Here is a 25333-nt window from a genome sequence, read left to right as displayed (position 1 = left end):
CATCACTGCGCAACTGATCGAGCCCGTGCCACGCGCGAAGCCGTCTCTCGCCCCAAGGTTCGGCTGATGCGCTGCCCCGCCTCGATCAACCGAGAAAGATCGACGCCGGTTTCGATGCCCAGCCCGTCCAGCAGGTAGACCACGTCTTCGCTCGCCACATTGCCGGTGGCGCCCTTGGCGTAGGGACAGCCGCCGAGCCCGGCGACCGAGCTGTCGAACACGGCGACGCCTTCCAGCAGGCTGGCGTAGATATTCGCCAAGGCCTGGCCGTAGGTATCGTGAAAGTGTCCTGCCAGGCGCTCGCGCGGCACATCACGGCCGACCACCTCGAATAGCTGCCGCACATTGCCGGCGGTGCCGACGCCGATGGTGTCGCCCAGGGAAATTTCGTAGCAGCCCATGGCCTGCAAGGCGAACGCGACGGCTGCGACCTGATGCGGCGAGACGTCGCCGTCGTAGGGGCACCCCAGCACGCACGACACATAGCCGCGCACGCGAATACCGCGCTGCTGCGCCAATTCCATCACCGGTTCAAAGCGCACCAGACTGTGGGCGATCGAGCAATTGATGTTGCGTTGCGAGAACGACTCGGACGCCGCCGCGAACACGGCGACCTCCTTCACGCCTGCCTCGATGGCCGCCTCAAGCCCTTTCAGGTTCGGCGTCAGTGCGGCGTAGACGACGCCGGTCCGCTGCTCGATGCCAGCGAACACCTCGGCGCTGCCGGCCATCTGCGGCACCCATTTCGGCGATACGAAACTGCCCACCTCTATATAACCGAGCCCGGCCGCGCTCAGGCCATCCACCAGACGCACCTTGTCAGTAACGCTAACCGGCTGTTTCTCGTTCTGCAGGCCGTCCCGCGGACCAACCTCCACCAAACGCACATGGCTGGGCAGGCTCATGGCTGCGCCTCCAACTCGACCAGTACCGCGCCTTCGCCGATCAGCTCGCCCTCGGCGCAATGAATCGCCTTGATCGTGCCCGCCTCCGGCGCCCGAATGCTGTGCTCCATCTTCATGGCTTCCAGTACCACCAGCGCAGCGCCCGCCTCGACCTGCTGGCCCGGCACGACCAGCACCCGGACGATGCTGCCATTCATGGGTGCGGTGAGACCGCCCTGATGCGCGTTGCCGGCCTCGGCAGCGGCGATGGGATCGAAGCGCCGCACCGCCAGCCACTCGACGCCGCAACGCAGATAAGCCACGTCGCCCTGGCGCACGACATCGGCCTGACGTGCCGCGCTGGCGCCGCCCACCTCAAGCGCCACGCTGCGGCGCACGTCGCCACACACCAGGGTCAGGTGCGTCTGCGCCGGCGATGCGCTGCGCCAGGCATCGCGGGCTGCCCATGGCGAATGCGGGTCGTCTGCCCGCTGCCGCTGCGCGTCGGTGGCCAGAAACGCAGCGCCTGCACGCTGCCAGAAGGCCTCCGGCAATTCATCGGCAGACGGCAGCAGCTGCGCCTGATGGAGTTCGATGAAGCCGGTATCCAATTCCGACGCCGCGAATGCCGGGTGGGCCAGGATGCGCTGCAGGAACGTCAGGTTGGTCTTGAATCCGCCCACCACCGTTTCCCGCAGCATGGCCAGCAGCCGCTGGCGGGCCTCTTCGCGGTTCTCGCCCCAGGCGATCAATTTGGCCAGCATCGGGTCGTAGAACGGCGACACTTCGTCGCCCTGCTCCACGCCGCTGTCGACCCGCCGCCCTGGGCCGGCTGCCGGTTCGCGGTAGAGGTCGAGATGACCGCTGGCCGGTAGAAAGCCGCCATCCGGGTCCTCGGCATACAGGCGCACCTCAATGGCATGCCCATTGAGCGGCACCTGGGCCTGGGTGATCGGCAACGGCTCACCGCGCGCGACACGGATCTGCCAGGCCACCAGATCGAGACCGGTGATTGCCTCGGTCACAGGATGCTCGACCTGCAGACGGGTGTTCATTTCCATGAAGAAGAAGTCGCCGCGGGCATCGAGCAGGAACTCCACGGTGCCTGCACCGACATAACCGATGGCCTGGGCGGCGCGCACCGCGGATTCGCCCATGGCCCGGCGCAGTTCCGGCGACAGGCCTGGTGCGGGCGCCTCCTCGACCACTTTCTGGTGGCGACGCTGGATAGAGCAATCGCGTTCGTTGAGGTACAGGCAGTTGCCATGCTGATCGGCGAATACCTGAATCTCCACATGACGTGGCTTGAGCACGTATTTCTCCACCAGCATGCGCCCGTCACCGAACGCCGACTGCGCCTCACGCTGCGCCGACGCCAGCGCATCAGCCAGCTCGCTCTCGCGCTCGACCACCTTCATGCCCTTGCCACCGCCACCAGCGGTTGCCTTGAGCAGGACCGGATAACCGATTTGCGCGGCTGCCTTGCGAAAGGTTTCTACATCCTGAGCGGCACCGTGATAGCCCGGCACCAGCGGAACACCTGCGCTCTCCATCAGCGCCTTGGCAGCGGACTTGCTGCCCATGGCATCGATGGCGCTGGCCGGCGGGCCGAGGAAGATCAACCCGGCCGCTTCGAGCTTGCGCGCGAAGGTGGCGTTCTCGGACAGAAAGCCATAACCGGGGTGGATGGCCTGGGCACCGCTGACCTCGGCGGCTTCGATGATCCTGTCCATCAGCAGGTAACTGTCACTGGGCTTGGCACCACCCAGGCTGACGGCCAGATCCGCCTCACGCACATGCAGGGCGTTGCGATCGATGTCGCTGTGCACGGCGACGGTGGTCAGCCCCAATGCTTTGGCGGTGCGCATCACCCGGCAGGCGATTTCGCCGCGGTTGGCGACCAGGAGCGTGGTGATCGTGGTGGTTTTCATGGTCGTCACTGCCAGGCCGGTTTGCGTTTGTGCAGAAAGGCGTTCAGGCCCTCCTGCCCTTCTTCACTGACGCGAATGCCGGCAATCACGCTTTCCGTACGCTGGCGCAGGGCATCGCTGAGCACACCACTGCCAACGCTGTGCAGCAGTGCCTTGCTCTCACGCATGGCTTGCGGGCTATTGAGCAGCAGATTGGCGATCCATTGTTCCACCTCGGCTTCCAGCTCGGCGGCGGGATAGCACTCGGCGAGCAGCCCCAGCTCGCGGGCGCACTCGCCATTGAAACGTTCGGCACTCAGCGCATAGCGTCGGGTCGCGCGCTCGCCAATGGCCTGCACCACGTAAGGGCTGATCACTGCGGGAACCAGGCCGATGCGTACTTCGGACAGACTGAACGTCGCCTCGCTGGCACCGATGGCGATATCGCAGCAGGCCGTCAGGCCCACTGCACCGCCGAACGCAGCGCCCTGCACCACGGCCAGCGTCGGGCACGGCAGGTGATAAAGCAGGCTCATCAACTCGCCGAGCTCATGGGCGTCACGCAGGTTGGCGGCGTAATCGAGTTGCGCCGACGCCTGCATCCAGGCGAGGTCGGCGCCTGCCGAGAAGTGCTTGCCGCGTCCTCGCAGGAGCAAGAAACGCACGCTGTCGTCCTCACTGACCTGACGCAGCGCCTGGATCAGTTCGGCAATCATCTCGGCATTGAAGGCGTTGTGCTTGTCCGGACGGTTCAGCCACAAGGTGGCCACGCCGCGCGGATCGGTGTGCAATTCGATGGTAGTGAAGTCGATCATCGCTCAGGCCTCGAAGCTGGTTTACATACGGAACACGCCGAAACGTGTCGGCTCGACAGGCGCATTCAGGCTTGCGGAAATGGCCAGCGCCAGCACCTCGCGCGTTTGCGCCGGGTCGATCACGCCGTCGTCCCACAGCCGGGCACTGGAGTAATAGGCATGCGCCTGACGCTCGTACTGCTCGATCATCGGCTGCTTCAGACGCTGCTCGTCCTCAGCGGAAAATACCTGGCCGGCACGCTGCGCCTGCTCGTGCTTCACCTGTACCAACACACCGGCAGCCTGCTGCGCGCCCATCACGCCGATCTTGGCGTTCGGCCACATCCACAGAAAGCGCGGGTCGAAGGCACGCCCGCACATGCCATAGTTGCCCGCGCCGAAGCTGCCACCGATGATCACCGTGAATTTCGGTACGCGGGCGCACGCCACCGCAGTAACCAGCTTGGCGCCGTGCTTGGCGATACCGCCTTCCTCGTATTTCTTGCCCACCATAAAGCCGGTGATGTTCTGCAGAAACAGCAGCGGAATGCCGCGCTGGCAGGCCAGCTCGATGAAGTGCGCGCCCTTTTGCGCGGCCTCTGCGAAGAGGATGCCGTTGTTGGCCAGGATGGCGATCGGGTAGCCGTTTATGCGCGCGAAACCGCACACCAGCGTAGTGCCGAACAGCGCCTTGAATTCATCGAGCTGCGAGTCGTCGACGATGCGTGCGATCACTTCGCGCACGTCGAACGGTTGCTTGGGGTCGGCGGGAATGACGCCGTACAGCTCGTCCGCGGCATAACGCGGCGCGATGGGCGCCTGGGTGTGCAGCTCGCCGAGTTTGCGCCAGTTGAGGTTGGCGATGCAGCGCCGCGCCAACGCCAGAGCGTGCTCGTCGTTCTCGGCATAGTGGTCGGCAACCCCGCTGGTTTTGCAGTGCACGTCGGCGCCACCGAGTTCCTCGGCACTGACCACTTCGCCGGTGGCAGCTTTGACCAGCGGCGGGCCGGCGAGAAAGATGGTCGCCTGCTCGCGGACCATGATGGTCTCGTCGCTCATCGCCGGCACATAGGCGCCGCCAGCGGTACACGAACCCATCACCACAGCGATCTGCGCAATGCCTTGGGCACTCATGTTGGCCTGATTGAAGAAGATCCGTCCGAAGTGTTCACGGTCCGGGAATACGTCGTCCTGGCGCGGCAGGTTGGCGCCGCCCGAGTCGACCAGATAGAGGCACGGCAGCCGGTTCTGGCTGGCGATGGCCTGGGCGCGCAGGTGTTTCTTCACGGTCAACGGGTAGTAGCTGCCGCCCTTCACCGTGGCGTCGTTGGCGATGATCATGCATTCAACGCCTTCGACGCGGCCAATCCCGGCGATCACGCCCGCCGCAGCGACGTCTTCGTCGTACACCTGGTAGGCAGCCAGTTGGCCTATCTCCAGGAACGGCGAACCTGGATCGAGCAGCCGATCGATACGCTCGCGCGGCAGCAGTTTGCCGCGCGATGTATGCCGCTCCTGCGCCCTGGCGCCGCCGCCTTCACGGGTACGGGCCAGTAAGGTACGCAGCTCCTCGACCTGAGCCAGCATCACGTCACGGTTGGCGGCGTACTCGGGAGAGCGGGTGTTCAGTTGCGTGTGCAGTATTGCCATGGCATGGCTCCGCCTGAAGGGCACCTGAAAGCGTGGGGTTTGGATCAAGCCGTTTCGTTGAACAGCTCGCGACCGATCAGCATGCGGCGGATTTCGCTTGTACCGGCGCCAATCTCGTAGAGTTTGGCGTCGCGCCACAGGCGACCGACTGGAAATTCGTTGATGTAGCCGTTGCCGCCGAGAATCTGGATCGCTTCGCCGGCCAGCCAGGTGGCTTTTTCCGCGGCATAGAGGATGACGCCGGCGCAGTCCTTGCGAACCTGCCGTACGTGGCCGCTGCCCAGCGCGTCCAGCTGCTTGCCGACGGCGTATAGGTAGGCGCGGCATGCCTGCTGAGTGGTGTACATGTCGGCGAGCTTGCCCTGGATCAGCTGAAACTCGCCGATGCTCTGGCCAAACTGCTTGCGGTCATGGATATACGGCACCACGACATCCATCGCCGCCTGCATCAACCCGAGCGGGCCGCCGGAGAGCACGGCCCTTTCGTAGTCCAGTCCGCTCATCAGCACCCGGGCGCCCTCGCCGACGCCACCCAGTACATTTTCCGCCGGCACTTCGACGTCTTGGAACACCAGCTCACCGGTGTGCGAGCCGCGCATACCGAGCTTGTCGAGCTTCTGCGCGACGCTGAAACCCTTTGTGCCCTTCTCGACGATGAACGCGGTCATGCCCTTGGCACCGGCAGCCAGGTCGGTCTTGGCATAGACCACCAGCACGTCGCAGTCCGGGCCATTGGTGATCCACATCTTGCTGCCGTTGAGCACATAGCAGTCGCCCTTTCTGTCCGCGCGCAGCTTCATCGACACCACGTCCGAGCCGGCGTTGGGCTCGCTCATGGCCAGCGCGCCGATGTGTTCGCCGCTGATCAGCTTCGGCAGGAAGCTGCGCTTCTGCGCCTCGCTGCCATTGCGGTTGATCTGGTTCACGCAGAGGTTGGAATGCGCCCCGTAAGACAGGCCGATGCCACCTGCAGCCCGGGAGATTTCCTCCATGGCGACCATGTGCGCCAGGTAGCCCATGCCGGCGCCACCGTATTCCTCGCTGACGGTCAGGCCGAGCAGGCCCATGTCACCGAACTTGCGCCACAGGTCCATCGGAAACTGGTCGCTGCGGTCGGCCTCGGCGGCGCGCGGGGCAATTTCCTTGGCGGCGAAACCGGCAACTGCGTCGCGCAGCATGTCGATGTCCTCACCGAGGAAGAAATTCAGGCCTGGCAGGTTAACGCTCATGTAACGGCTCTCCATTCTTGTAATTGTGAGATGCGGTGACGGCAATTCAGGAGGCTGCGGGCAGCTCCTTCATGGCGCTTAGGCAACGCTGCTCGGCGGTATCCAGCTCCTCTTGCATCTGTTGAATATCGAGCATTTGCCGGGCGAGCTGCTCACGGCGCTCGATAATCTTTTCCAGAAAGTAGTCGAGCTGCTTGCGGTTGCCACTCGGGTCATAGAGGTCGATCAGTTCCTTGCACTCGGCCAGCGAGAAACCGATGCGCTTGCCGCGCAGAATCAGCATCAGCGTCACCCGGTCCCGGGCGCTGTAGATACGCTCCTGCCCTCTGCGTTCAGGCGCGAGCATGCCCTGCTCCTCGTAAAAACGGATGGTGCGGGTGGTGACGCCCAGTTCCTGGGCCAGGTCCGAAATGCTGTAGCAATGGCTCATGGTGCAAGCGACTCGTAATAACCTTTACGTAAACGTAAACTTGCAATCAGACGCTGTCAAATCGGTACGGGTAATAACGGGGAGATGCTTTCAGGCCAAGCGGCATGGCCCTTGCGGCCATGCCTTGCAAGCATCAGTGCGATCAGGACTGCGGTTCGCCATCCCAGGGCTCGCCGTCGAGGGGGCGCTTTCGAGCCAGTTCGGCTTCATCCAGCCCCGAGCCGCCGCCGATGTCTTCTTCACCTACGATGGTCAGATCGCGGTCCAGCGGCTCGTCATCGCCACGCTCGGAAGGCGAACGTGCACCCGTGTCATCGATCAGGGTTTCTGGGCTGAGGTCGTCGAGACTGACGCCATCTTCGTGGCGGCCTTCACTGAGGGTTTCGCCACCGCTCTGCCCCGCTTCGCGGACGCGCTCATCAGGGTACTCGTGCTGCACTTCGTCCAGCGGACGGGTGTCACCGATGCGCCCTTCGCGATCATCCTTACGGTCGCTGAAATCCAGCTGTTCGATCGACCCCACGCGATCCTCGATGTCGTCGATTTCCTGAGGCGTGGCGGGTTGCTTGGGTGTGCTCATGACATTCTCCAGTATGGGTCTGTTCGGTGGACTCGACCCATAGCGGGAAAATTCAGGGAAACTGACGGGGTGCCATCGAGCGCTCAGCCCTCGCCCACCAGTTGCTCGAAAGCTTCTTCGACAAGACTCACGGAGGTCGGTCGCACCAGCCGAGTGACCTCAAAGCCATCGCGCAGCAACACCAGCGTCGGCCATAACTTGACCTTGAACGAGCGCCCCAGTGGCCGGCCGCTGCCGTCTTCGATTTTCAGGTGCGTGACTTCCGGATAATCCGGCAATACCTTGGCCAGCAAAGGCTGCACGGCCTGGCAGTGGCCGCACCAGTCGGTACCGAACTCAATGAGGGTCATGCCGGGCATCGCCTGCACATCGGCGGCGCTCGGCGCCGTGCTGCTGTATTCATTGCTCATGCTGCCTCCTGAGGCTGGGCGAAACGCAACCGGCCCGCAGAAGCGGGCCGGCCTGGTCAGTCAGCGTATCAGACGCTGTCGCGAACCTGCTTGACGACCGGCTTCACCCGATCAGCGATTTCGCCTTCGAGGCGCGTGACCTTCTCGGCGATGCTGTCCACATCAGGGCGCATGGAGCGCGCATCTTCCATAAGGCCCTTGAGCTTGCAATGCCCACTCAACCCACGTGCGACCAGCAGGCCGCCGAACGCTGCACGAGCTAGGCCGATTACCCCGCCCCGCTTCAGGCCGCCTCGCGCCATCGCAATGCCGCTACCGATGGAAAGCGCACGCTCCCAACCCTGAACGTTACTGCCGCCTTGCTTCTCGAATGTGGACATGACATCTGCTCCAGTCTGTTTTCCTGTGATTCACAACGGACTCACCGGGGACAGCCAGCGTTCTGCCGCTCCGACAGGCGGGAACCCACACGTTAATAGAGATGGCAAACCGCACGCCTTTATCCGCGCACTCGCAGCAACGTTTTGGCGATACGCGGTGTATCGCCAGGGCGCCGATTGGAGCAGGTCGGGCTGTCCAGTGAGCCCGTATCAGGGTAAATCTGGCTCACGCGAATCAGTGATAGCCTCGCAAATCAATCGCTCGGCCAGCACGCCATTGCAGCGGAGTCGCGCTAGCTGCATCAACCCCGGAGTCCCACCCATGCATATCGTCATTCCCGATGACTATCAGAACGTCATCCGCACGCTCGACTGCTTTGCCCTCCTGGCCGATCACCAGGTCAGCATTCATCACGACGCGGTGGACGACATCGACGTGCTTGCCGCGCGCTTTGCCGATGCCGACGCGCTGGTGCTGACCCGCGAACGCACGCGCATCGATGAAGCGCTGCTCGCGCGCCTGCCGAAGCTCAAGCTGATCAGCCAGACCGGCAAGGTCTCCAGTCATCTCGACGTAGCCGCCTGCACGCGGCACGGCGTCGCGGTAATGGAAGGGCGAGGTTCGCCCATCGCGCCAGCCGAATTGACCTGGGCGTTGATCATCAATGCCAGGCGTCAGCTGTTCCCGGCTATGCAAGCGATGTACGCCGGCCAGTGGCAGGTCAACCTCGGCCAGCGCCTGGCCGGGCAAACGCTGGCCATCTGGGGGTACGGCAAGATCGGACAGCGCCTGGCGCGTTATGCCCAGGCCTTCGAGATGCCCGTACTGGTGTGGGGCAGTGAAACGTCCCGCGAGGCAGCCATCGCCGATGGCCATCGGGCCGCCGAATCGCGCGAGGCTTTTTTTGCGCAGGCCGATGTGCTCAGCCTGCACCTGCGTCTGGTCGAGAGCACTCGCCATCTGGTGACCGCCAAAGATTTGGCGAACATGAAACCAACAGCACTACTAGTCAACACCAGTCGCGCCGAGCTGGTCGCGCCCGGCGCCTTGCTCGAATCACTAAACCTAGGCCGGCCGGGCTCTGCAGCGCTTGACGTGTTCGAACAGGAACCCCTTGTCGATCCCGCGCATCCGCTTCTTAAGCACCCAGGCGTGCTCTGCACACCTCACCTTGGATACGTAGAACGCGAAGGGTATGAACTGTATTTCGGTGATGCCTTTGCCAACGTGCAGGCGTTTTTCAACGGTGAACAATGCACATTGGCTAACCCGGAAGCTCGCCCATTGGCATGATGACGACTAAATTTCATTTTTGTGAGATCCCCCACAAAGCCCATTCCAGAGCCTTTGAAACTCATAATCGCCAGGTTTTTCGGGGGTCTGCTGGCTGTTCACTGGCAATCCTAGGCGTCGAGGACGGTGGAAAAAAGCCAATAAAATCATTAAATTATATAAATATCTTTATTTATCAGGCACTTATATAAACAAAACCATTCATCAGAAAAAATAAGCATTTTTCTGTCGCGAGAATATCATCAGCCCATCGTTGGATGCCGGCCCAATCCCGGGCGGCGGCGCAAGGATGGCATATGAAGATTCTGGTTCTTGGCAACATGGGCTATGTCGGCCCCGCAGTAATCCGCGAGCTGACGGCTCGCCACCCTTCGGCAATCGTGCATGGCTACGACAACGCCTACTTCGCGCACTGCCTTACAAACGCCCATACGCTGCCCGAACAGCGGCTGACGCAGCAGTTCTTTGGAGACGTGCGCGATTTGTCGGAGCAGGCACTGGCCGGCTACGACGCGGTGGTGCAATTGGCAGCCGTGTCCAACGACCCCATGGGAGATCGTTTCGCCGGCGTCACCGAGGCCATCAACCAGGACGCCACCATCAGCATCGCCAAGGCCGCGGCACGCGCCGGCGTGCGCAATTTCGTCTTCGCTTCCAGCTGCAGTGTCTATGGCGTGGCCGAGGGCGGCCCGCGCACGGAAGCTGATCCGGTCGCACCCATGACCGCCTATGCGCGTTCTAAGATCGGCAGTGAAGATGCCCTCGCCGATATCGACGGCGACATGGTGATTACCAGCCTGCGCTTCGCCACCGCCTGCGGGATGTCCGACCGCTTGCGCCTGGACCTGGTGCTCAATGATTTCGTCGCGGGTGCGCTCAGCGACGGCCGTATCACGGTACTCAGCGACGGCTCGCCCTGGCGACCGCTGATCGATGTGGCGGACATGGCCCGCGCCATCGATTGGGCGATCCAGCGCAGCGCTGACAATGGCGGGCGCATCCTGCGGGTAAATACCGGCTGTAACGAACGCAACCACCAGGTGCGCGACCTTGCCGCAGCCGTGGCCGAAGCGCTGCCGGGCACCGAGGTGAGCATCAATACCGAAGCGCCGGTCGACAGCCGCTCCTATCAGGTCGACTTCAGCCTGTTCGCCCGCCTCGCCCCCCACCACCAACCGCAAATGACCTTGGCCAAGTCGATCAGCCAGCTGGTCGAGGGTCTGCGGGGCATGAACTTCGCCGACACCCAGTTCCGCACCTCGCCACTGGTGCGCCTGCGTGTGCTGCAGGGCCACATCGACAGTGGTCGCTTGTCCGAAGATCTGCGCTGGCATTCCCGCTAGCACCCGGTACTGCCGGTTTTACCCGGCCGTTTTTCCGATTCAGCGTCCACTCATCAGGGAGGAATACCATCATGAAAGTCGCAATCTTTGCAGGTGGCTTCGGTACACGATTGAGCGAGGAGACGGCAATCCGTCCCAAGCCGATGGTCGAAATCGGCGGCAGGCCGATCATCTGGCACATCATGAAAATGTACGCGCACCATGGCTTCAACGACTTCGTGGTGCTTGGCGGCTACAAGGTCGACTACATCCGCGACTATTTCCTCAATTACCGCGCCCAGCGGACCGACTACACCATCGACCTGAAGACCGGCAACATCGACTGGCTGGAGAGCGTCAGCGAAGACTGGCGCGTCACCGTGCTCGACACCGGCGCCGACTCGATGACCGGTGGGCGCCTCAAGCGCGCCATGCGTTTGCTCAGTGACGGCCCCTTCTGCCTGACCTACGGCGACGGTGTCAGCGACGTGAACATCCGCGAATTGGTCGAGGTGCACAAGGCCTCGAAACGCTGGTGCACCCTGACCGCCGTCACCCAACCCGGCCGCTACGGCGCGCTGCGCCTCAACGAAGACCTCAACCGCGTCGAGGCATTCCGTGAGAAAGGCGCGGCTGATGGCGGCCTGATCAATGGCGGATTTTTCGTGTGCGAACCTGAAGTATTCGAGCTGATCGACGACGACCAGACCACGTGGGAAAACGAGCCGATGGATCGCCTGGTAGAGCGCGACATGCTCGGCAGCTATCACCACAGCGGCTACTGGCAGAGCATGGATTCACTACGCGACAAGATCACCCTGGAAACCGCCTGGGCCAGCGGCGCCCCCTGGAAGCAGTGGAAAGACTGAAGGAGCAACACCGATGATCATCGTTGATACCGCCTTGGCCAAGCGCGAAGCCGAGGGCCACCCCATTCGCGTGGGCATGATTGGCGCGGGCTTTCAGGGCAGCGGCATTGCCCTGCAGATTCTCACTGCCACCACCGGCATGCGCCTGTGCGCCGTCGCTAACCGAAACATCGGCAGCGCTGTCGGCGTTTACGACCAGGCGGGCATCGAGCCACTGCGCTGTGATACACAGGCCGAACTGGAGCGTGCCATTGCCAGCGGAACCCCGGCAGTTACCGAAGACGCACAGGCATTGGCACGCGCCGCGGGCCTGGACGCCATCATCGAAGTGACCGGCTCCATCGAATATGCCGCCCACGCTGTGCTGGCAGCCCTCGAAGCCGGCAAGCACGTGGTGCAAATGAACGCCGAGCTGGATGGCACCATCGGCCCGATTCTCAAGCACAAAGCCGACCAGGCTGGCGTCATCTACACCTTTTCGGACGGTGACCAGCCGGGCGTGCAGATGAACCTCTACCGTTTCGTCGCAGGGTTGGGCGTCAAGCCGGTGCTGTGCGGCAACATCAAGGGCTTGCATGATCCTTATCGCAACCCGACCACTCAGCAAGAATTTGCTCGCCGTTGGGGTCAGAAACCAGCGATGGTCGCCTCCTTCGCCGATGGCACCAAGATTTCCTTCGAGCAGGCCATTGTCGCCAACGCCACAGGCATGCGCGTGGCTCGCCGCGGCATGCTCGGCCCGGACTTTTCCGGCGGCAACCCTGGCGCGCCACTGGTTCCCATCGAGGACACCCTGAGCGCCTTCGAACCGTACCTCGACCCGGGTGAGCCCGGCCTGGTGGATTACGTCGTCGGTGCGCGCCCCGGCCCTGGTGTGTTCGTCATCGGCACGTTGGAAAACCCGCGGCAGCGCCATTACCTGGAGCTCTACAAACTCGGTAAGGGCCCCTACTACAGCTTCTACACGCCTTATCACCTGTGCCACTTCGAGGTGCCCAACTCGGTGGCTCGCGCCGTGCTGTTTGGTGACCCGGTGCTGACGCCCCGCGGCGGCCCGACCGTGGGCGTAATTGCAGTGGCCAAGAAAGACCTCAGCCCAGGCGACTGCATCGAGGACTTTGGCGGGTACGAAGCGTACGGCGTTGCTGAAAACATGGCAGCCATTCGCGACGAGAATCTATTACCCATTGGCCTCGCGCTCGGCTGCACGCTCAAGCGCGCCGTTGCCAAGGATGCACCGCTGACCTTCGATGACGTGCAGTTTCCGCCAGGACGACTTGTTGATCGCCTGTATGTGGAGCAGGAAAGCCTGTTCGCAGCAGGCGCCGCCAGCACACAACGCATTCGTATGACCACCGGCCAGGAGCAGTCATGATTTTTCACCCCACCACACTCAACGATGCCTGGCTGATCGAGCTGGAACCGCGCGGTGACGAGCGCGGTTATTTCGCGCGCACCTTCTGTGCCGAAGAATTCGAGCGCCACGGTTTGCTCAGTCAATTCGTGCAGCAGAATGCATCACGTTCGGCGCGCCGCGGCACCTTGCGCGGGCTGCATTATCAAATGCAGCCTTACGGCGAAGCCAAACTGGTGCGCTGCACCCAGGGCGCGATCGTCGACGTGATCGTGGATCTGCGTGAGGACTCCTCGACCTATCTGCAGCACGAGGCATTCGAATTGACCGCCGACAACCACCGTCAGCTCTATGTACCGCCGGGTTTCGCGCATTCTTTCCAGACCCTGAGCGACGATGTGGAAGTCAGCTATCTGGTGTCCGCGCCTTACACACCCGCCGCGGAACGTGGTCTGCGTTACAACGACGAGCGGCTGAGCATCGACTGGCCACTCGCCGTGACCACGATTTCAGAAAAGGATGCGGCCTGGCCATTGATCGCCGACCGCACCGAAAAGCTTTACTGAGCCGCCATCATCTCCGGCTGCAGGAAGTCGGAGATGGAATCCATGTTTACCGGCATGGGCGCTGGGGCCGCGATCTCGAATGCTGGCGCTGCCGCCCGCCTGACCTGCACACGCAAGGTTTCCAGCGGTGCATCAGCGGGTTCGATCCGCGGCGAAAATGCCAGCGCTTCCAGCAAGCCGACCAGAACGACACGAGCCTTGCGGATCTCCCCACTCATCACCAGCTTGAACATGCCCCACAACCGGTAGGTAAGGGTTTTCACCATCCGGCGGCGGCTGGCGTACTTGCGCGTGATGAACAACTCGTTGCGAACGAAGTGCCGGTGATAGCCAATTCGCGCAGGACTCTTCTCAGTACGAATATTGATCGCCCCGCCGCCCTCTTGGCGCAGATGCAGCACCTTGCTGGCACCGACCAGATAGCCCGGCGCATTACGGGTAACACGCAACGTGAACTCGGTATCCTCACCCCAGATGAACATCGAAGAGATCGGCACGCCGTGCTCGGTGAGCGTAGCCCGCGGCACCAGAATAGACACGAAGGTCGCCCGCGACACGGGCATTACCCCGAGTTCCACCGTGGCTGGCCAGCATTCATAGTCGATGCGGTTACGACGCTGATCCAGCGCGGGCGAGTTATTGACCAGGCCGTCTTGCGTATAGGCACCAGACAACAAGAAGCTGCGCGGAATATCACGCGCTGCCAACAGCTCGTCCGCTTCTACCAGCCGCTGTAATGCATCGGGATTGGGGATCACATCGTCGTCCATCATCCAGACGAAATCAGCTCCACGCTGGTACGCCATGCGAAAGCCGGCGTTGAACCCACCTGATGCACCGACGTTGTTGGAAAGAACATAGAGTTCGAGGCCGGGTAACGCCAAGTCCAGCACCATCTGCTCCGTACCATCAGTGCTGGCGTTATCAATCACGATAATGCCATCGCAGGGTCTGGTTTGTGCGTGCAACGCATCCAGGCAACGCTTGAGCAAATCCTTACGATTATAAGTAAGAACCACGGCGTATATATGCGACATAAATTTATCATCCTTAATGAGGGTTGATGTCTTTTGGCCATCATGGCTCGATATTATTCACTCGTTCTGTGTATGCAGATGCGCGACCCGGCAATCCGTTCAGAACAATCGACAACCTGTACGTCGAGATGAAAAACATCAAAAAACAGGCGCCATAAAAATTACTTACAACTCTCCAGGGAACTTTTCAGCTCCGCGGAATACGCCCCTACTATGCATGTTTCCAGCGGATAAAAGCGCCTCCACTGGTAGAGTTTTTATTGCCGCTTGTCGGATTTACTGGCACAGTTCGAACAGCATCCACTCGTCGCTAAAACCCCAAAGAATCATCAAAAAAATTACAATCGCTTAGGTGCAACAATACCGAGTTACAACGGCCTCAAACGCATGGAAAGCAGAGGTTTATGAAAACTGACAGCAAACTCGCCGAACTCGCCTGGTACCTCATTCAGTGCAAGCCCCGCAGCGACCAAAAAGCCTTGGAACATCTGGAAAGACAGGGTTTCGAGTGTTTCCTACCGCGCGTTATTCATCACCCAGCAACAGCGGGAGCCGCCGCCAAGCTCAATCAGTCGCTGTTCCCCGGGTATATTTTTTTGCACATGAAGGCGGAAGGTAACTGGGCGAAGTTGCGTTCTACCCGCGGAGTGAACAAAGTGGTGAGCTTTTGCGGAAAGCCATGCCAAATAGATGACGCCATTATTCAGAAGTTAAAAGATCGCCACCTTGAAGTGGTTCAAAAAACCACACTCGAACCGGGCGATAGAGTACATATTGGCGCCGGTCCATTGGCGGACATGGAGGCGATTTTTATGGCAATGGACGGTGAGCATAGAGTGATGCTTTTATTGCGCCTTCTTAACCGAGAGAGGCCTATAAAAGTGCCCCTCTCGCATCTGCGAAGTTTGCCGGCATGAAAGTTGCTGAATAGCAATTCACATGGCTGTAATGCCCAGCGATTAGCCTGTCGGTTTGACGCCCGCGCCCGCCGTTATATGGCGCCTAACACGCTTTAAAGCCCTTAAGAAGCATGGCCTTGGGGCGGTAGCGTGCCCGACAGCCCATCCCCATCGCATCCAAATGCAGCATTCATAATGAGGGCGAACCATTAGAGTGCGAAAAAAGTTCCACTTTTCTTTGTCGAGTTGCCTGTGATGAGTTTCACGGCGGTCAGGGAACTTCTTTCGGGAGCCGACAACCAATGACTCATGAAAAATGGCCGCTAGCCAGTGCGGTAGGTAACTGCCTACGAGCTATCGGCTTACCTTTTACCACTGCGTCAACCGACGCAGTGATTGGCCACCCCACTACAGCGATCAACCCCAGGAAGGGATTTGGCACCATGAAACTCTCCAAGATACTGACGGCTTCGTTAGCAGGTACGTTGTCTACAGCCAGTTGGGCTACCGACCCGGCGAGCATTGACTTGGCCGGCTTCGAGTTCACGCCGACCCTCGATCTTACCGAGAGCTACGACGACAACTACCGCGGCCTGCGTGATGGCGCTGGCTCTTCCTGGGTCACCAGCGTCAACCCGAAATTTCTGCTCAGCGCCGAGACGCGTAACAGTGGTTACCAGCTCGAATACGAATTCGACGACCAGACCTACCACTCCGATGATCGCGCCAGCCACACCGACCACCACCTGCGTTTTCGCAGCATTCTCGAATTCAACTCGCGCAATCGCCTGCGTTGGAACCTCGGCTATCACCGCATCGAGGAAACCATCGACCTGGCTGATCCCGATGACAATGAAAACGACAAGTACGACCGCAGCGTAGCGGGCGCCACGTACAGCTACGGCACGTTAAGCGGTTTGAATCAGCTGGATTTCGGAATCAATCGCGAAGGCATCCGCTATCGCAACAGCGGCGACCTCAACGCCGACGAAGAACGCGACAGCACGATGTTCAACACCGTGTGGTATCACCGTCTGGGCGGTAGCACGCGCTCGCTGGTAGAGCTGCGCCACACCGATCACGACTATGTGCGCAGCGGCAGCAACCGCGACAGCACCAACGATGCTGCGCTGTTCGGCGCCACCTGGGAAGCGACCGCCAAGACCTCCGGCACCTTGCGCCTGGGCGCCGAGCGCAAGAACTTCGACAGCAATACGCGCGAGGATTACACCAGCCCGATGTGGGAAGTCGGTGTGGCCTGGGAGCCGCGTACTTATTCTGTAGTCAAACTCAACACCCGTCGCGCCTTCGATGAAGGTGACGACGGTGCGAGCACCGTTCAGGACACCACCACCCGCCTGAGTTGGGAACATGAGTGGTCGGCCTTTATCCGTACGGATCTGGATTACCGCTACTCGGAACGCGACTACAAGGCGATCGAACGTCAGGACGACCGCACCAGCTATGGCCTGGGGGTCACCTACTCCCCGGATCGCTGGGTCGATGTATCGCTGGGTTACCGTCACACCGAAAACGATTCGAGCGTGCGCGAGAAATCCTATGACCGAAACATCTATCAGCTGTCGTTGAGCTTGAGCCTCTAGCACCGAGGCTCCTCGGCCAGGGTGACGATCCCGTCATCAACCCTTTCAACCTTTACCCGTTCGCCTTTGCAGGTGAGCGGTGGCGCCGCGTTTCCCGGCGCCAGAGACAAACCAACCACAAGGAGTACGCGGATGTCAGTCCACCGTCTGTTCAAAGCCTTCTCGCTGCTGCTGTTGCTAGCGTTTGCGGCCGGCGCCCAGGCCAATCCACAGTATCGACTGAGCTCTGGCGACGTGATCAAGATCAGCGTCTTTGGTGAGCCCGATCTGTCGTTCGAGGAAATCCGCCTGAATGACGCTGGCATGTTTTCCTACCCCTTCCTGGGATCGATTGAAGCCCGCGACAAAACCGCCGGCGATATAGAACGCATCCTGACCGACAAGCTCAAGGCCGACGGTTACCTGGTCGACCCTCGCGTTTCCGTCGCTGTCACCACTTACCGCGAGTTCTATATCAGCGGCGAAGTGAAAGCGCCTGGCGGCTACCCCTATCAGCCCGGCCTGACCCTGGACCGCGCCATTGCCCTGGCCGGTGGCCTGACTGAACGCGCATCGACCAAGCGCATCACCATCGCGCGCGGTAACGGTGAGGAACGTGCTTCGGAAAAGGCCACACTCGACACCCTGGTCAAGCCGGGCGACACCATCACCATTGATCAAGGGTTCTTCTAACTATGAACAGTCCTGCACGCACGATCCGACAGTGGCAGCCTTCGCCGTCGGAAGCAGATAGCGATTACATCGACCTGCGACGTATCTGGAATGCCATCTGGATGCGCAAGTGGGCCATCGCCCTGTTCGTGGTAGTGGTCACCCTGCTCACCGCGTTTGCCGTTTCTCGGATGACGCCGGTTTACAAGGCCGTTTCGACGGTGATGATCGAGACCAAAGGCACCCAGCTGGTGTCCTTCCAGCAGGTCTATGACACCACCGGTGCCGTGAACGAATACCTGCAGACTCAACTGGGCCTGATCAAGAGCCGCGTCGTTGCCGAAAAGGTCGTGCGCGAGCTCAGCCTCACCGAGCACCCGGATTTCGACCCACGCCAGCAGCCGCAACCATTGATCAACATCAGCGGTTTCGTGCGCAGCCTGCAGGGCATGCTGTCGGTTACCGGCCTGGTCGACGCGCCAGAGCCGGCGACGCCGATGACCGAAGCCGAGCTGTTGGACATCGTCACCAAGATGGTGATGGACCGCACCAGCATCTGGGTCGAAGGCAAGAGCCAACTGGTGAGCATCTCCGTCGAGCTGCCGGATCGCCTGACCGCCGCAGAGATTGCCAACTCCCTGGCCAGCAACTACATCGACAGCCAGCTCGAAGCGCAGATGGAAATGTCGCTGTCGGCGACCACCTGGATGAATACCCGCCTGACCGAGCTGCGCAGCTCGCTGCAAGAAGCCGAAAACCGCCTGCAGGCCTACCGTGAGGCTGAAGGCCTGGTCGACGTCAACGGCGTGGCCACCATCAGCAACAACGAATTGTCGCTGACCGGCGACCGCATGATCGATGCGCGCCGTCAGCGTGCCGAAGCCGAAAGCCAGTATCGCCAAGTGCAGTCCATGGGTTCGGGTGACTGGCGTCGCCTGTCCAGCGTGCCGGCCGTGCTGGGCAACCCGCTGATTCAACAGTTCAAAGCTGAAGAAGCCCGCGCCCGCGCCAAGGTGGAAGAGCTGTCGCGCCGTTACGGTGACCGCCATCCAGCTATGGCGGCAGCCAAATCGGACCTCAGTGCTGCCTCCGCGAGCCTGCGTGCTCAGGTCGAGCAGGTAGTGGCGAGCATCGAGCGCAACTACCAGTTGGCCGTCGCCAACGAGAACTCGCTGAATGCCTCGTTCAACAAGAACAAGGAGCAGATCCAGGACATCTCGCGCAAGGAATTCAAGGTCCGTGAGCTCACCCGCGACGTCGAGAGCAACCGTTCGCTGTACGACACCTTCATGACCCGCCTGCGCGAAACAGCGGCCACTCAGGATGTCAATTCGAGCAACGCGCGGATCATCGACAAGGCGATTGCCCCGATGCAGGCCAGCGCACCGAACAAGAAACTGCTGATCGTGCTTGCAGCGGGTCTGGCGCTGGTGTTCGCGCTCGCCCTGGCAGTGATCCGCGACATTCTCAACAACACCTTCAAGAGCGTGGACGACGTCGAGAACAAGTTGAACCTGCCGGTTCTCGGTATCGTGCCGCTTATCGCCAACAACTCCAAGTACACCGCCGCACATCTCTTCGAGCATGGCGAGGACGCGCGCTTCTGCGAGTCGATCCGCACCATTCGAACCAGCCTGATGCTCGCCGACACGTCGCGCTCGCAGAAGGTGCTGGTGGTGACCTCGTCCTCGCCTGGCGAAGGCAAGAGTACCCTGGTGGCCAACATGGCCTTCGCGCTCAGCCAGCTGCAGCGTGTGCTGTTGATCGACGCCGACCTGCGTCGCCCTACCCTGGCCAAGAGCTTCGACTTCCCGGTCGGTACGCCCGGCCTGGCCAACCTCATCACCGGCAGCGCCAAGGTCGAGGATTGCATCCACAACATGGGCAACAACCTGGACATGCTGCCGGCCGGTGCGGTACCGCCGAACCCGTTGGAACTGCTGGCCTCGCCACGCTTCGCCAAGTTCCTGGAGATGATTAAGGAACGCTACGACCACGTCATCATCGACTCGCCGCCAAGCCAGGCGGTCAGCGATGCCTCGCTGCTGTCGACCTTCGCCGACTCGGTGATCTATGTGGTCAAGTCCGAAGCCACTTCAATCCCGCTGGCGCAGCGTGGTGTCGGTCACCTGCTGCAGAGCGGCGCCTCGATTATGGGTGTAGTGCTCAATCAGGTAGACGTCGAAAAAGCCGCCCGTTCCGGCGACTACAGCGGCTACTACGACCACTACGGCTACAGCGACCGCAAGGCCTGATCAGCGAGATGGGCCATCAACCAATGCATCGGGCAGGAGGAGGTATCTGATGATTGATCTGCATAACCACCTGCTGCCGGGCATCGACGATGGCCCGGCAGACCTGGACACGGCGCTGGACATGGCGCGCATGGCCGTTGCCAACGGCATCAGTCACGTGGTGTGCACGCCGCACATTCACGCTGGCCGCTACGACAACGACAGCACCAGCATTCTCAAGGCCTGCACGGACTTCAACCGGGCGCTGCGTGCGGCGGGCATCGACCTGCATGTGGGCGCCGCAGCTGAAGTGCGTTTTTCCGGCGAGCTGATGACTCGCGTGATGGACGGCAGCATTCCGTTTCTCGGCCAGTGGGAAGGAAAGAAGGCCTTGCTGCTGGAGTTTCCTCACGGCCAGATGCCATTTGGCGCCGAGCGGCTGACTCAATGGCTGCTCGACAACGGTGTGGTACCGATCATCGCGCACCCGGAGCGCAACAAAGTGCTGATGGACACGCCAAGCAAGCTCAAGCCCTTCATCGAGCAGGGTTGCCTGTTGCAGGTTACCGCGGCATCCGCCGCTGGTCGCTTTGGTGAACGTGCAATGCACCTGGCTCACGAACTGCTGAGACATCGCGTTGTCAGCATTATGGCGACTGATGCCCACAACCTGGATCACCGCCCCCCCCAATTACAAGAAGGTCTCCTGCAAGCCGCCCGGATCCTGGGCGATAGAGAGGCCGAACGTCTGGTCATCGACACGCCCTGGCGCATCGCACACCAGCATTTCGCTTAGTTGACTGCCTGATAACGCGGCCCTGTTGGTTTGAGGCTGCTGGATTCGTATTTGTTGGAGGTTGCAAACCATGCGTCGACCGATGAGCAACAGGACGCACCACAGCTACCAACTGGTGCATGCCGCGGGTTCGCCCCAGTGCGCGCCATACGCATCGCACAAGGACAGCTTGCCTCTCGTGGGTTTTCCGGGGGCACACCACTTCACAGAAGATTTGCACGAGGATCGCCGCAAATGATTTCCAAACGGATCAATCCTGCCGAAAACCGCAGGGGGCTGACGTTCTGGGGTCAATGGACCTGTGCCATTACTCTGGTCAGCATGCTGCTCTGCTACCTGGTCATCCAGCGCTACGGTGACGTGCCCAGCGAGTATCGCCTGCTGATCGTCCTGACGGTCCTCGGCTCGGTGCCGGCTTATGGTTTCCTGCGCGTTTACCACAAACGCTTCGGCTACCTGACAGGACTGGCCCACTTGCTGGCCGGCTGGCTCACCCTCCTCGGCGGCCTGCTGTTCATCGCCTATTTCAGCCAGAGCCTGGAGCGCTTCTCGTTCGAGATCATGCGTGAATGGGCGCTGCTGGGTTTCCTGGCCCAGGCCATAGCGTTCATTCCGCTGCGCTATTTCGCCCGCCTGCATTCGGAAAAGCTGCGCAATGAACGTGCCTCGCTGATCATCGGCTCGGGCCAGAAGGCCCATGAACTGGCTGAACGCCTGACGGCGTCCAACCGCGTGCCGCTGATCGGCCTGCTGGCCTCCAGCGACGACGCGCACACTCAGGATGGCCGCTTCCCGATCCTTGGCCAGCTGCACCAGCTGCGTGAAGTCACTGAACAGTACGGCGTGCGCCGCGTGTACATCGCGCTGACGCTGGACGAGATTTCGCACATCGAGAAGCTCTATATCGACCTGCTCGACATGAGCGTCGACGTCGTCTGGGTACCGGACTTTGGCAGCATGCCGCTGCTCAACCAGTCCATCTCGCAGATCGAACAGCTGCCGGCCATCTACCTCAACGAGAGCCCGGTCAGCTCGCACCCTGCGGCGGTGTTCAGCAAGGAGCTGATGGATCGCACCCTCGCCTTCCTGGCGCTGGTTGCACTTAGCCCGGTGTTCATCGTCGCGGCGATCGCAGTGAAGTTGTCCTCGCCCGGCCCGGTGTTCTTCCTGCAACCGCGCCACGGCTGGAACGGTGGCGTGATTCTGGTTTGGAAATTCCGCTCCATGCGCATGCACGACGACGGCAAGGTCAAGCAGGCGACGCGTGAAGACCCGCGCATTACCCCGGTTGGCCGCTTCCTGCGCCGCACCTCGATTGACGAATTGCCGCAGCTGCTCAACGTGTTGCGCGGCGAGATGTCGCTGGTCGGGCCACGCCCTCACGCGGTGGCGCACAACAACTACTACAGCGACAAGATCCTCGCGTACATGGCCCGCCATCGTCTCAAGCCGGGCATCACCGGTCTGGCTCAGGTGACCGGTCATCGCGGCGAAACCGAAACGCTGGAAAAGATGCAACAGCGCGTGGAACAGGATCTGGCCTACATCAACAACTGGTCGTTGTGGCTGGACATCAAGATTCTGGTGAAGACGCCCTTCACCCTGTTCTCTCGCGACATTTATTAAACGGCGCCCCGTTGGCGCCTCGTAACGATTAACGCTCACTCAAGGAATTTGTATCCATGAACATCACTGTCGTTGGAACCGGCTACGTCGGCCTCGTCACCGGCGCTTGTATCGCCGAGATGGGCAACACGGTTGTCTGCGTGGATGTCGATCCGAAGAAGATCGAAAACCTCAAGCGCGGCGTTTTGCCGATCTACGAACCGGGTCTGGATACCGTCGTGGAAGAGAACTTCGAGGCCGGTCGCCTGCTGTTCACTACCGCACTGCCGGAAGCCATGGAACAGTCGGACATCATCTTCATTGCCGTCGGCACGCCGCCTGGTGAAGACGGCTCCGCTGACCTGCGTTACGTGCTGGAAGTAGCCCGCCAGATCGGCAGCCTGATGACCCGCCACACCACCGTGATCAACAAATCCACAGTACCGGTGGGTACCGCTGATCTGGTGCGTGCCGAGATCCTCGAGCAGTTGGAACTGCGCGGCAAGGACATCAGCTTCGATGTGGTCTCCAACCCGGAATTCCTCAAGGAAGGCGCCGCGGTCGATGACTTCATGCACCCGGATCGCATCATCATCGGCACCGACAGCGAACGCGCTCGCCAGGCCATGAGCGAGCTGTATGCACCGTTCATTCGCAACAACCCGCGTATCAAGTTCATGGGCGTGCGCGATGCGGAAATGACCAAGTACGCCGCCAACGCCATGCTGGCAACGAAGATCTCTTTCATGAACGAGATCGCTGGTCTTTGCGACCGTCTGGATGTGGATATCGAAAACGTGCGCCTGGGCATCGGCTCGGACCAGCGCATCGGCTACCACTTCATCTACGCCGGTTGCGGCTACGGCGGCTCGTGCTTCCCGAAAGACGTCAAGGCGCTGATCAGCATCGCCCATCAGAACGACTTCGAGCCCAAGGTGCTGCAAGCCGTTGAAGCGCGCAACGAACAGCAGAAGCAGTCGCTGTTCAACAAGCTGGCCGCGCACTTCGAAGGCGACCTCAAAGGCCGCACTTTCGCCGTCTGGGGCCTGGCTTTCAAGCCGGGTACCGATGACATGCGCGAAGCGCCAAGCGTGGTGCTGATCAACAGCCTGATCAACGCCGGTGCCAAGGTCAAAGCGTTCGACCCCATCGCTCGCGAAACCGCCGTGCGCGAGTTCCCCGAGCATTGGCTCAGCGAAGGCCGCCTGCAAATTGTCGACGGTCAATACGAAGCGGCCATCGATGCCGACGCACTGGTGCTGGTCACCGAGTGGAAGCCCTTCCGCCGCCCGGACTTCAAGGCGCTCAAGAAGCTGCTTAAACAGCCGGTCATCATCGACGGCCGTAACCAGTACGACCTCAGCCAGGTGAACCGTGAAGGCTTCGACTACTACGGCATCGGCCGCAAGCAAGTGAACGGCTGAGACCATTCCGACAATGGACGTCATGGAACCTAAAATCTCGGCACCCGCCACCCGTTGGACGCGCCTCGGCGCAACCAGCCGGGCGGCGTTGCGCAGCCCGGTGCTGCGCAACATCGCCACCGTCGCCTCCGGCACTGCCGGCGCGCAGGTGATCACCCTGGCGTTGATGCCAGTGATCACTCGCCTCTACGGGCCCGAGGCTTACGGCGTCCTTGGGGTGTTCATGAGCCTGGCGTTCATGCTTGTCCCGATTGCCGCCCTCACCTATCCGATCGCCATCGTGCTGCCCAGGCGCGATAGCGATGCCCGTGGTCTGATTCGTTTGTCACTGCTGATTGCCAGCGGCTTCTCGCTGCTTGCGGCGGTGTTCATCGCCCTGTTCGGCGAAACGCTCGCCAGCCAGGCGGGCGTCACTCAGATCACCCCTTTTCTGATGCTGCTGCCCTTGGTGCTGCTGGCCAGCGCAGCACTCGAAGTCACCCAGCAATGGCTGATTCGCAAGCAGCGCTACCGCCTTACCGCAGGTGTAGCGGTACAGCAGGCCATCGCCCACAACGGTCTGCGCATCGCAGTCGGCCTGGCGCATGCCAGCCCCGCCACCCTGCTGCTGAGCACCGCCTTCGGGCCACTGCTACATACCGCGATGCTGAACTGGGGGCTGCGTCGCAGCTCGGTTGCCGATGCCAGCCCGGCGACGGCCGAGCAGCAGGCCATGGGTACCCGTGAGCTCGCCGCGCATTACCAGGACTTTCCGCTCTATCGCGCCCCGCAGATGCTTATCAACGCAGTGTCGCAGAACCTGCCGACGCTGGTCCTCGCGGTGTTCTTCGGCCCGGTCGCGGCTGGCTTCTTTGCCCTGTGCAAACAAGCGTTGAATGTGCCGACGCAACTGATTGGCAAATCGGTCGCCGACGTCTATTACCCGCGTATCAGCGCTGCGGTCAACGACCACCAGCCGATTGCCGCCATGCTGGCCAAGGCCACAGGCGCGCTGGCTGTGGTAGGCCTGGTGCCATTCGCGGTGGTGTTCTGCTTCGGCCCGCAACTGTTCGCGTTGGCGTTCGGCGAGCAGTGGGCGATGGCCGGTGAGTACGCGCGCTGGTTGGCCCTGGCCGAATACATGATTTTCGTCAGCCGCCCGTGCACCGTCGCCGTACCGGCCCTCGCCCTACAAGGTCAATTTCTCGTTTTTGAAGTGCTCAGCACCGTGCTGCGCATCGCTGCCCTGATGGCTGGCGCGCTGTTCTTGGAACAGGCCGAACAGACCGTCATGGCGTTCGCTACGGCCGGCATCCTGATCTACCTGAGCCTGATCGCCAGCGTGCTGTTCGCCGCACGCAACTGGCACAGCAAGGCAGATCGGCAGACGCGCCGTGATCGCCCCTAATCCTTTTTCATCAGAGACTGGCTT

Annotated in this window: 23 protein-coding genes; 13 read left to right on the top strand and 10 right to left on the bottom strand. The window is 61.4% G+C overall.

The annotated features are described in order from the left end of the window. Positions 1–2: 2 nt before the first annotated feature. The 9 genes from BLS60_RS03505 to BLS60_RS03465 form a co-directional block, all read right to left on the bottom strand. Positions 3–905, bottom strand: a complete 903-nt coding sequence (locus tag BLS60_RS03505) for a hydroxymethylglutaryl-CoA lyase (protein ID WP_092364671.1) — start codon at positions 903–905, stop codon at positions 3–5. Continuing rightward, on the bottom strand, positions 902–2815 hold the full coding sequence (locus tag BLS60_RS03500) for an acetyl/propionyl/methylcrotonyl-CoA carboxylase subunit alpha (RefSeq protein ID WP_092364668.1): 1914 nt from the start codon (positions 2813–2815) through the stop codon (positions 902–904). Before BLS60_RS03500 ends, BLS60_RS03505 begins: the two co-directional genes overlap by 4 nt. 5 nt (positions 2816–2820) lie before the next feature. Beyond that, entirely contained in the window at positions 2821–3609 is a 789-nt protein-coding gene (locus BLS60_RS03495) for a gamma-carboxygeranoyl-CoA hydratase (RefSeq protein WP_092364665.1), read from the bottom strand. A 21-nt stretch (positions 3610–3630) separates the two neighbouring features. Continuing rightward, positions 3631–5238, bottom strand: coding sequence for a carboxyl transferase domain-containing protein (locus BLS60_RS03490; RefSeq protein WP_092364662.1), 1608 nt, complete (start codon positions 5236–5238; stop codon positions 3631–3633). A 44-nt stretch (positions 5239–5282) separates the two neighbouring features. Next, positions 5283–6467, bottom strand: coding sequence for an isovaleryl-CoA dehydrogenase (locus tag BLS60_RS03485; protein WP_092364659.1), 1185 nt, complete (start codon positions 6465–6467; stop codon positions 5283–5285). A 46-nt stretch (positions 6468–6513) separates the two neighbouring features. Further along, positions 6514–6897, bottom strand: coding sequence for a MerR family transcriptional regulator (locus BLS60_RS03480; protein ID WP_070881534.1), 384 nt, complete (start codon positions 6895–6897; stop codon positions 6514–6516). Positions 6898–7039: 142 nt separating this feature from the next. Further along, positions 7040–7477, bottom strand: a complete 438-nt coding sequence (locus BLS60_RS03475; RefSeq protein ID WP_092364656.1) for a phosphotransferase system, HPr-related protein — start codon at positions 7475–7477, stop codon at positions 7040–7042. 83 nt (positions 7478–7560) lie between these two features. Next, the gene (locus BLS60_RS03470; protein ID WP_092364654.1) at positions 7561–7887 is read right to left on the bottom strand and encodes a thioredoxin family protein; all 327 of its coding nucleotides are present in this window, start codon (positions 7885–7887) and stop codon (positions 7561–7563) included. Between the two features lie 68 nt (positions 7888–7955). Beyond that, positions 7956–8267 carry a YgaP-like transmembrane domain gene (locus BLS60_RS03465; RefSeq protein WP_070881537.1) on the bottom strand — a complete coding sequence of 104 codons (312 nt, stop codon included), beginning with the start codon at positions 8265–8267 and terminating at the stop codon, positions 7956–7958. A gap of 322 nt (positions 8268–8589) precedes the next feature. On the opposite strand from BLS60_RS03465, the gene BLS60_RS03460 reads away from it, so the two are divergent. The 5 genes from BLS60_RS03460 to rfbC all read left to right on the top strand — a co-directional run bounded on the left by BLS60_RS03460 (position 8590) and on the right by rfbC (position 13672). Beyond that, positions 8590–9561, top strand: coding sequence for a D-2-hydroxyacid dehydrogenase family protein (locus tag BLS60_RS03460; RefSeq protein ID WP_092364651.1), 972 nt, complete (start codon positions 8590–8592; stop codon positions 9559–9561). 296 nt (positions 9562–9857) lie between these two features. Next, entirely contained in the window at positions 9858–10904 is a 1047-nt protein-coding gene (locus BLS60_RS03455) for an NAD-dependent epimerase/dehydratase family protein (protein ID WP_092364648.1), read from the top strand. A gap of 71 nt (positions 10905–10975) precedes the next feature. Beyond that, positions 10976–11752 (top strand): glucose-1-phosphate cytidylyltransferase, encoded by a 777-nt coding sequence (gene rfbF, locus BLS60_RS03450; protein ID WP_070881540.1) that lies wholly within the window; start codon positions 10976–10978, stop codon positions 11750–11752. 13 nt (positions 11753–11765) lie between these two features. Further along, complete coding sequence (locus BLS60_RS03445) at positions 11766–13127, top strand: NAD(P)H-dependent oxidoreductase (RefSeq protein ID WP_092364645.1); 1362 nt, start codon at positions 11766–11768, stop codon at positions 13125–13127. Next, on the top strand, positions 13124–13672 hold the full coding sequence (gene rfbC / locus BLS60_RS03440) for a dTDP-4-dehydrorhamnose 3,5-epimerase (protein WP_092364642.1): 549 nt from the start codon (positions 13124–13126) through the stop codon (positions 13670–13672). Before BLS60_RS03445 ends, rfbC begins: the two co-directional genes overlap by 4 nt. On the opposite strand, the gene BLS60_RS03435 is transcribed toward rfbC, so the two are convergent. Beyond that, on the bottom strand, positions 13666–14709 hold the full coding sequence (locus BLS60_RS03435) for a glycosyltransferase family 2 protein (protein ID WP_070881543.1): 1044 nt from the start codon (positions 14707–14709) through the stop codon (positions 13666–13668). The two genes, rfbC and BLS60_RS03435, sit on opposite strands and share 7 nt — an antisense overlap. Before the next feature lie 404 nt (positions 14710–15113). Here BLS60_RS03435 and rfaH point away from each other — a divergent pair, with 404 nt between their 5' ends. The 8 genes from rfaH to BLS60_RS03395 all read left to right on the top strand — a co-directional run bounded on the left by rfaH (position 15114) and on the right by BLS60_RS03395 (position 25309). Beyond that, the gene (gene rfaH / locus BLS60_RS03430) at positions 15114–15626 is read left to right on the top strand and encodes a transcription/translation regulatory transformer protein RfaH (RefSeq protein WP_092364639.1); all 513 of its coding nucleotides are present in this window, start codon (positions 15114–15116) and stop codon (positions 15624–15626) included. A 425-nt stretch (positions 15627–16051) separates the two neighbouring features. Next, positions 16052–17212 (top strand): outer membrane beta-barrel protein, encoded by a 1161-nt coding sequence (locus BLS60_RS03425; RefSeq protein ID WP_092364636.1) that lies wholly within the window; start codon positions 16052–16054, stop codon positions 17210–17212. 132 nt (positions 17213–17344) lie between these two features. Beyond that, a complete protein-coding gene (locus BLS60_RS03420) occupies positions 17345–17884 on the top strand; it encodes a polysaccharide biosynthesis/export family protein (RefSeq protein ID WP_070881545.1) in 540 nt (179 codons plus the stop codon). A 2-nt stretch (positions 17885–17886) separates the two neighbouring features. Further along, positions 17887–20118: a GumC family protein gene (locus tag BLS60_RS03415; protein WP_092364633.1), complete on the top strand. Its 2232-nt coding sequence runs from the start codon at positions 17887–17889 to the stop codon at positions 20116–20118. Positions 20119–20167: 49 nt separating this feature from the next. Then, positions 20168–20893, top strand: coding sequence for a tyrosine-protein phosphatase (locus BLS60_RS03410; RefSeq protein ID WP_092364630.1), 726 nt, complete (start codon positions 20168–20170; stop codon positions 20891–20893). A gap of 234 nt (positions 20894–21127) precedes the next feature. Then, complete coding sequence (locus BLS60_RS03405) at positions 21128–22519, top strand: undecaprenyl-phosphate glucose phosphotransferase (RefSeq protein WP_070881548.1); 1392 nt, start codon at positions 21128–21130, stop codon at positions 22517–22519. Positions 22520–22575: 56 nt separating this feature from the next. Beyond that, entirely contained in the window at positions 22576–23922 is a 1347-nt protein-coding gene (locus tag BLS60_RS03400; protein ID WP_070881549.1) for a UDP-glucose dehydrogenase family protein, read from the top strand. Positions 23923–23944: 22 nt separating this feature from the next. Beyond that, complete coding sequence (locus BLS60_RS03395) at positions 23945–25309, top strand: lipopolysaccharide biosynthesis protein (protein ID WP_244153352.1); 1365 nt, start codon at positions 23945–23947, stop codon at positions 25307–25309. Positions 25310–25333 lie beyond the last annotated feature (24 nt).

The sequence above is a fragment of the Phytopseudomonas seleniipraecipitans genome (assembly GCF_900102335.1).
Classification (GTDB): Bacteria; Pseudomonadota; Gammaproteobacteria; order Pseudomonadales; family Pseudomonadaceae; genus Aquipseudomonas; species Aquipseudomonas seleniipraecipitans.
The sequence above is the reverse complement of the archived record's forward strand: the minus strand, read 5'-3'. Positions and strand labels throughout refer to the sequence as shown.

Excerpts from the sequence above, each read along its gene's own strand:
- BLS60_RS03505 (WP_092364671.1), bottom strand. The coding sequence starts at position 905 with ATGAGCCTGCCCAGCCATGTGCGTTTGGTGGAGGTTGGTCCGCGGGAC.
- BLS60_RS03500 (WP_092364668.1), bottom strand. The coding sequence starts at position 2,815 with ATGAAAACCACCACGATCACCACGCTCCTGGTCGCCAACCGCGGCGAA.
- BLS60_RS03495 (WP_092364665.1), bottom strand. The coding sequence starts at position 3,609 with ATGATCGACTTCACTACCATCGAATTGCACACCGATCCGCGCGGCGTG.
- BLS60_RS03490 (WP_092364662.1), bottom strand. The coding sequence starts at position 5,238 with ATGGCAATACTGCACACGCAACTGAACACCCGCTCTCCCGAGTACGCC.
- BLS60_RS03485 (WP_092364659.1), bottom strand. The coding sequence starts at position 6,467 with ATGAGCGTTAACCTGCCAGGCCTGAATTTCTTCCTCGGTGAGGACATC.
- BLS60_RS03480 (WP_070881534.1), bottom strand. The coding sequence starts at position 6,897 with ATGAGCCATTGCTACAGCATTTCGGACCTGGCCCAGGAACTGGGCGTC.
- BLS60_RS03475 (WP_092364656.1), bottom strand. The coding sequence starts at position 7,477 with ATGAGCACACCCAAGCAACCCGCCACGCCTCAGGAAATCGACGACATC.
- BLS60_RS03470 (WP_092364654.1), bottom strand. The coding sequence starts at position 7,887 with ATGAGCAATGAATACAGCAGCACGGCGCCGAGCGCCGCCGATGTGCAG.
- BLS60_RS03465 (WP_070881537.1), bottom strand. The coding sequence starts at position 8,267 with ATGTCCACATTCGAGAAGCAAGGCGGCAGTAACGTTCAGGGTTGGGAG.
- BLS60_RS03460 (WP_092364651.1), top strand. The coding sequence starts at position 8,590 with ATGCATATCGTCATTCCCGATGACTATCAGAACGTCATCCGCACGCTC.
- BLS60_RS03455 (WP_092364648.1), top strand. The coding sequence starts at position 9,858 with ATGAAGATTCTGGTTCTTGGCAACATGGGCTATGTCGGCCCCGCAGTA.
- rfbF (WP_070881540.1), top strand. The coding sequence starts at position 10,976 with ATGAAAGTCGCAATCTTTGCAGGTGGCTTCGGTACACGATTGAGCGAG.
- BLS60_RS03445 (WP_092364645.1), top strand. The coding sequence starts at position 11,766 with ATGATCATCGTTGATACCGCCTTGGCCAAGCGCGAAGCCGAGGGCCAC.
- rfbC (WP_092364642.1), top strand. The coding sequence starts at position 13,124 with ATGATTTTTCACCCCACCACACTCAACGATGCCTGGCTGATCGAGCTG.
- BLS60_RS03435 (WP_070881543.1), bottom strand. The coding sequence starts at position 14,709 with ATGTCGCATATATACGCCGTGGTTCTTACTTATAATCGTAAGGATTTG.
- rfaH (WP_092364639.1), top strand. The coding sequence starts at position 15,114 with ATGAAAACTGACAGCAAACTCGCCGAACTCGCCTGGTACCTCATTCAG.
- BLS60_RS03425 (WP_092364636.1), top strand. The coding sequence starts at position 16,052 with ATGAAACTCTCCAAGATACTGACGGCTTCGTTAGCAGGTACGTTGTCT.
- BLS60_RS03420 (WP_070881545.1), top strand. The coding sequence starts at position 17,345 with ATGTCAGTCCACCGTCTGTTCAAAGCCTTCTCGCTGCTGCTGTTGCTA.
- BLS60_RS03415 (WP_092364633.1), top strand. The coding sequence starts at position 17,887 with ATGAACAGTCCTGCACGCACGATCCGACAGTGGCAGCCTTCGCCGTCG.
- BLS60_RS03410 (WP_092364630.1), top strand. The coding sequence starts at position 20,168 with ATGATTGATCTGCATAACCACCTGCTGCCGGGCATCGACGATGGCCCG.
- BLS60_RS03405 (WP_070881548.1), top strand. The coding sequence starts at position 21,128 with ATGATTTCCAAACGGATCAATCCTGCCGAAAACCGCAGGGGGCTGACG.
- BLS60_RS03400 (WP_070881549.1), top strand. The coding sequence starts at position 22,576 with ATGAACATCACTGTCGTTGGAACCGGCTACGTCGGCCTCGTCACCGGC.
- BLS60_RS03395 (WP_244153352.1), top strand. The coding sequence starts at position 23,945 with ATGGAACCTAAAATCTCGGCACCCGCCACCCGTTGGACGCGCCTCGGC.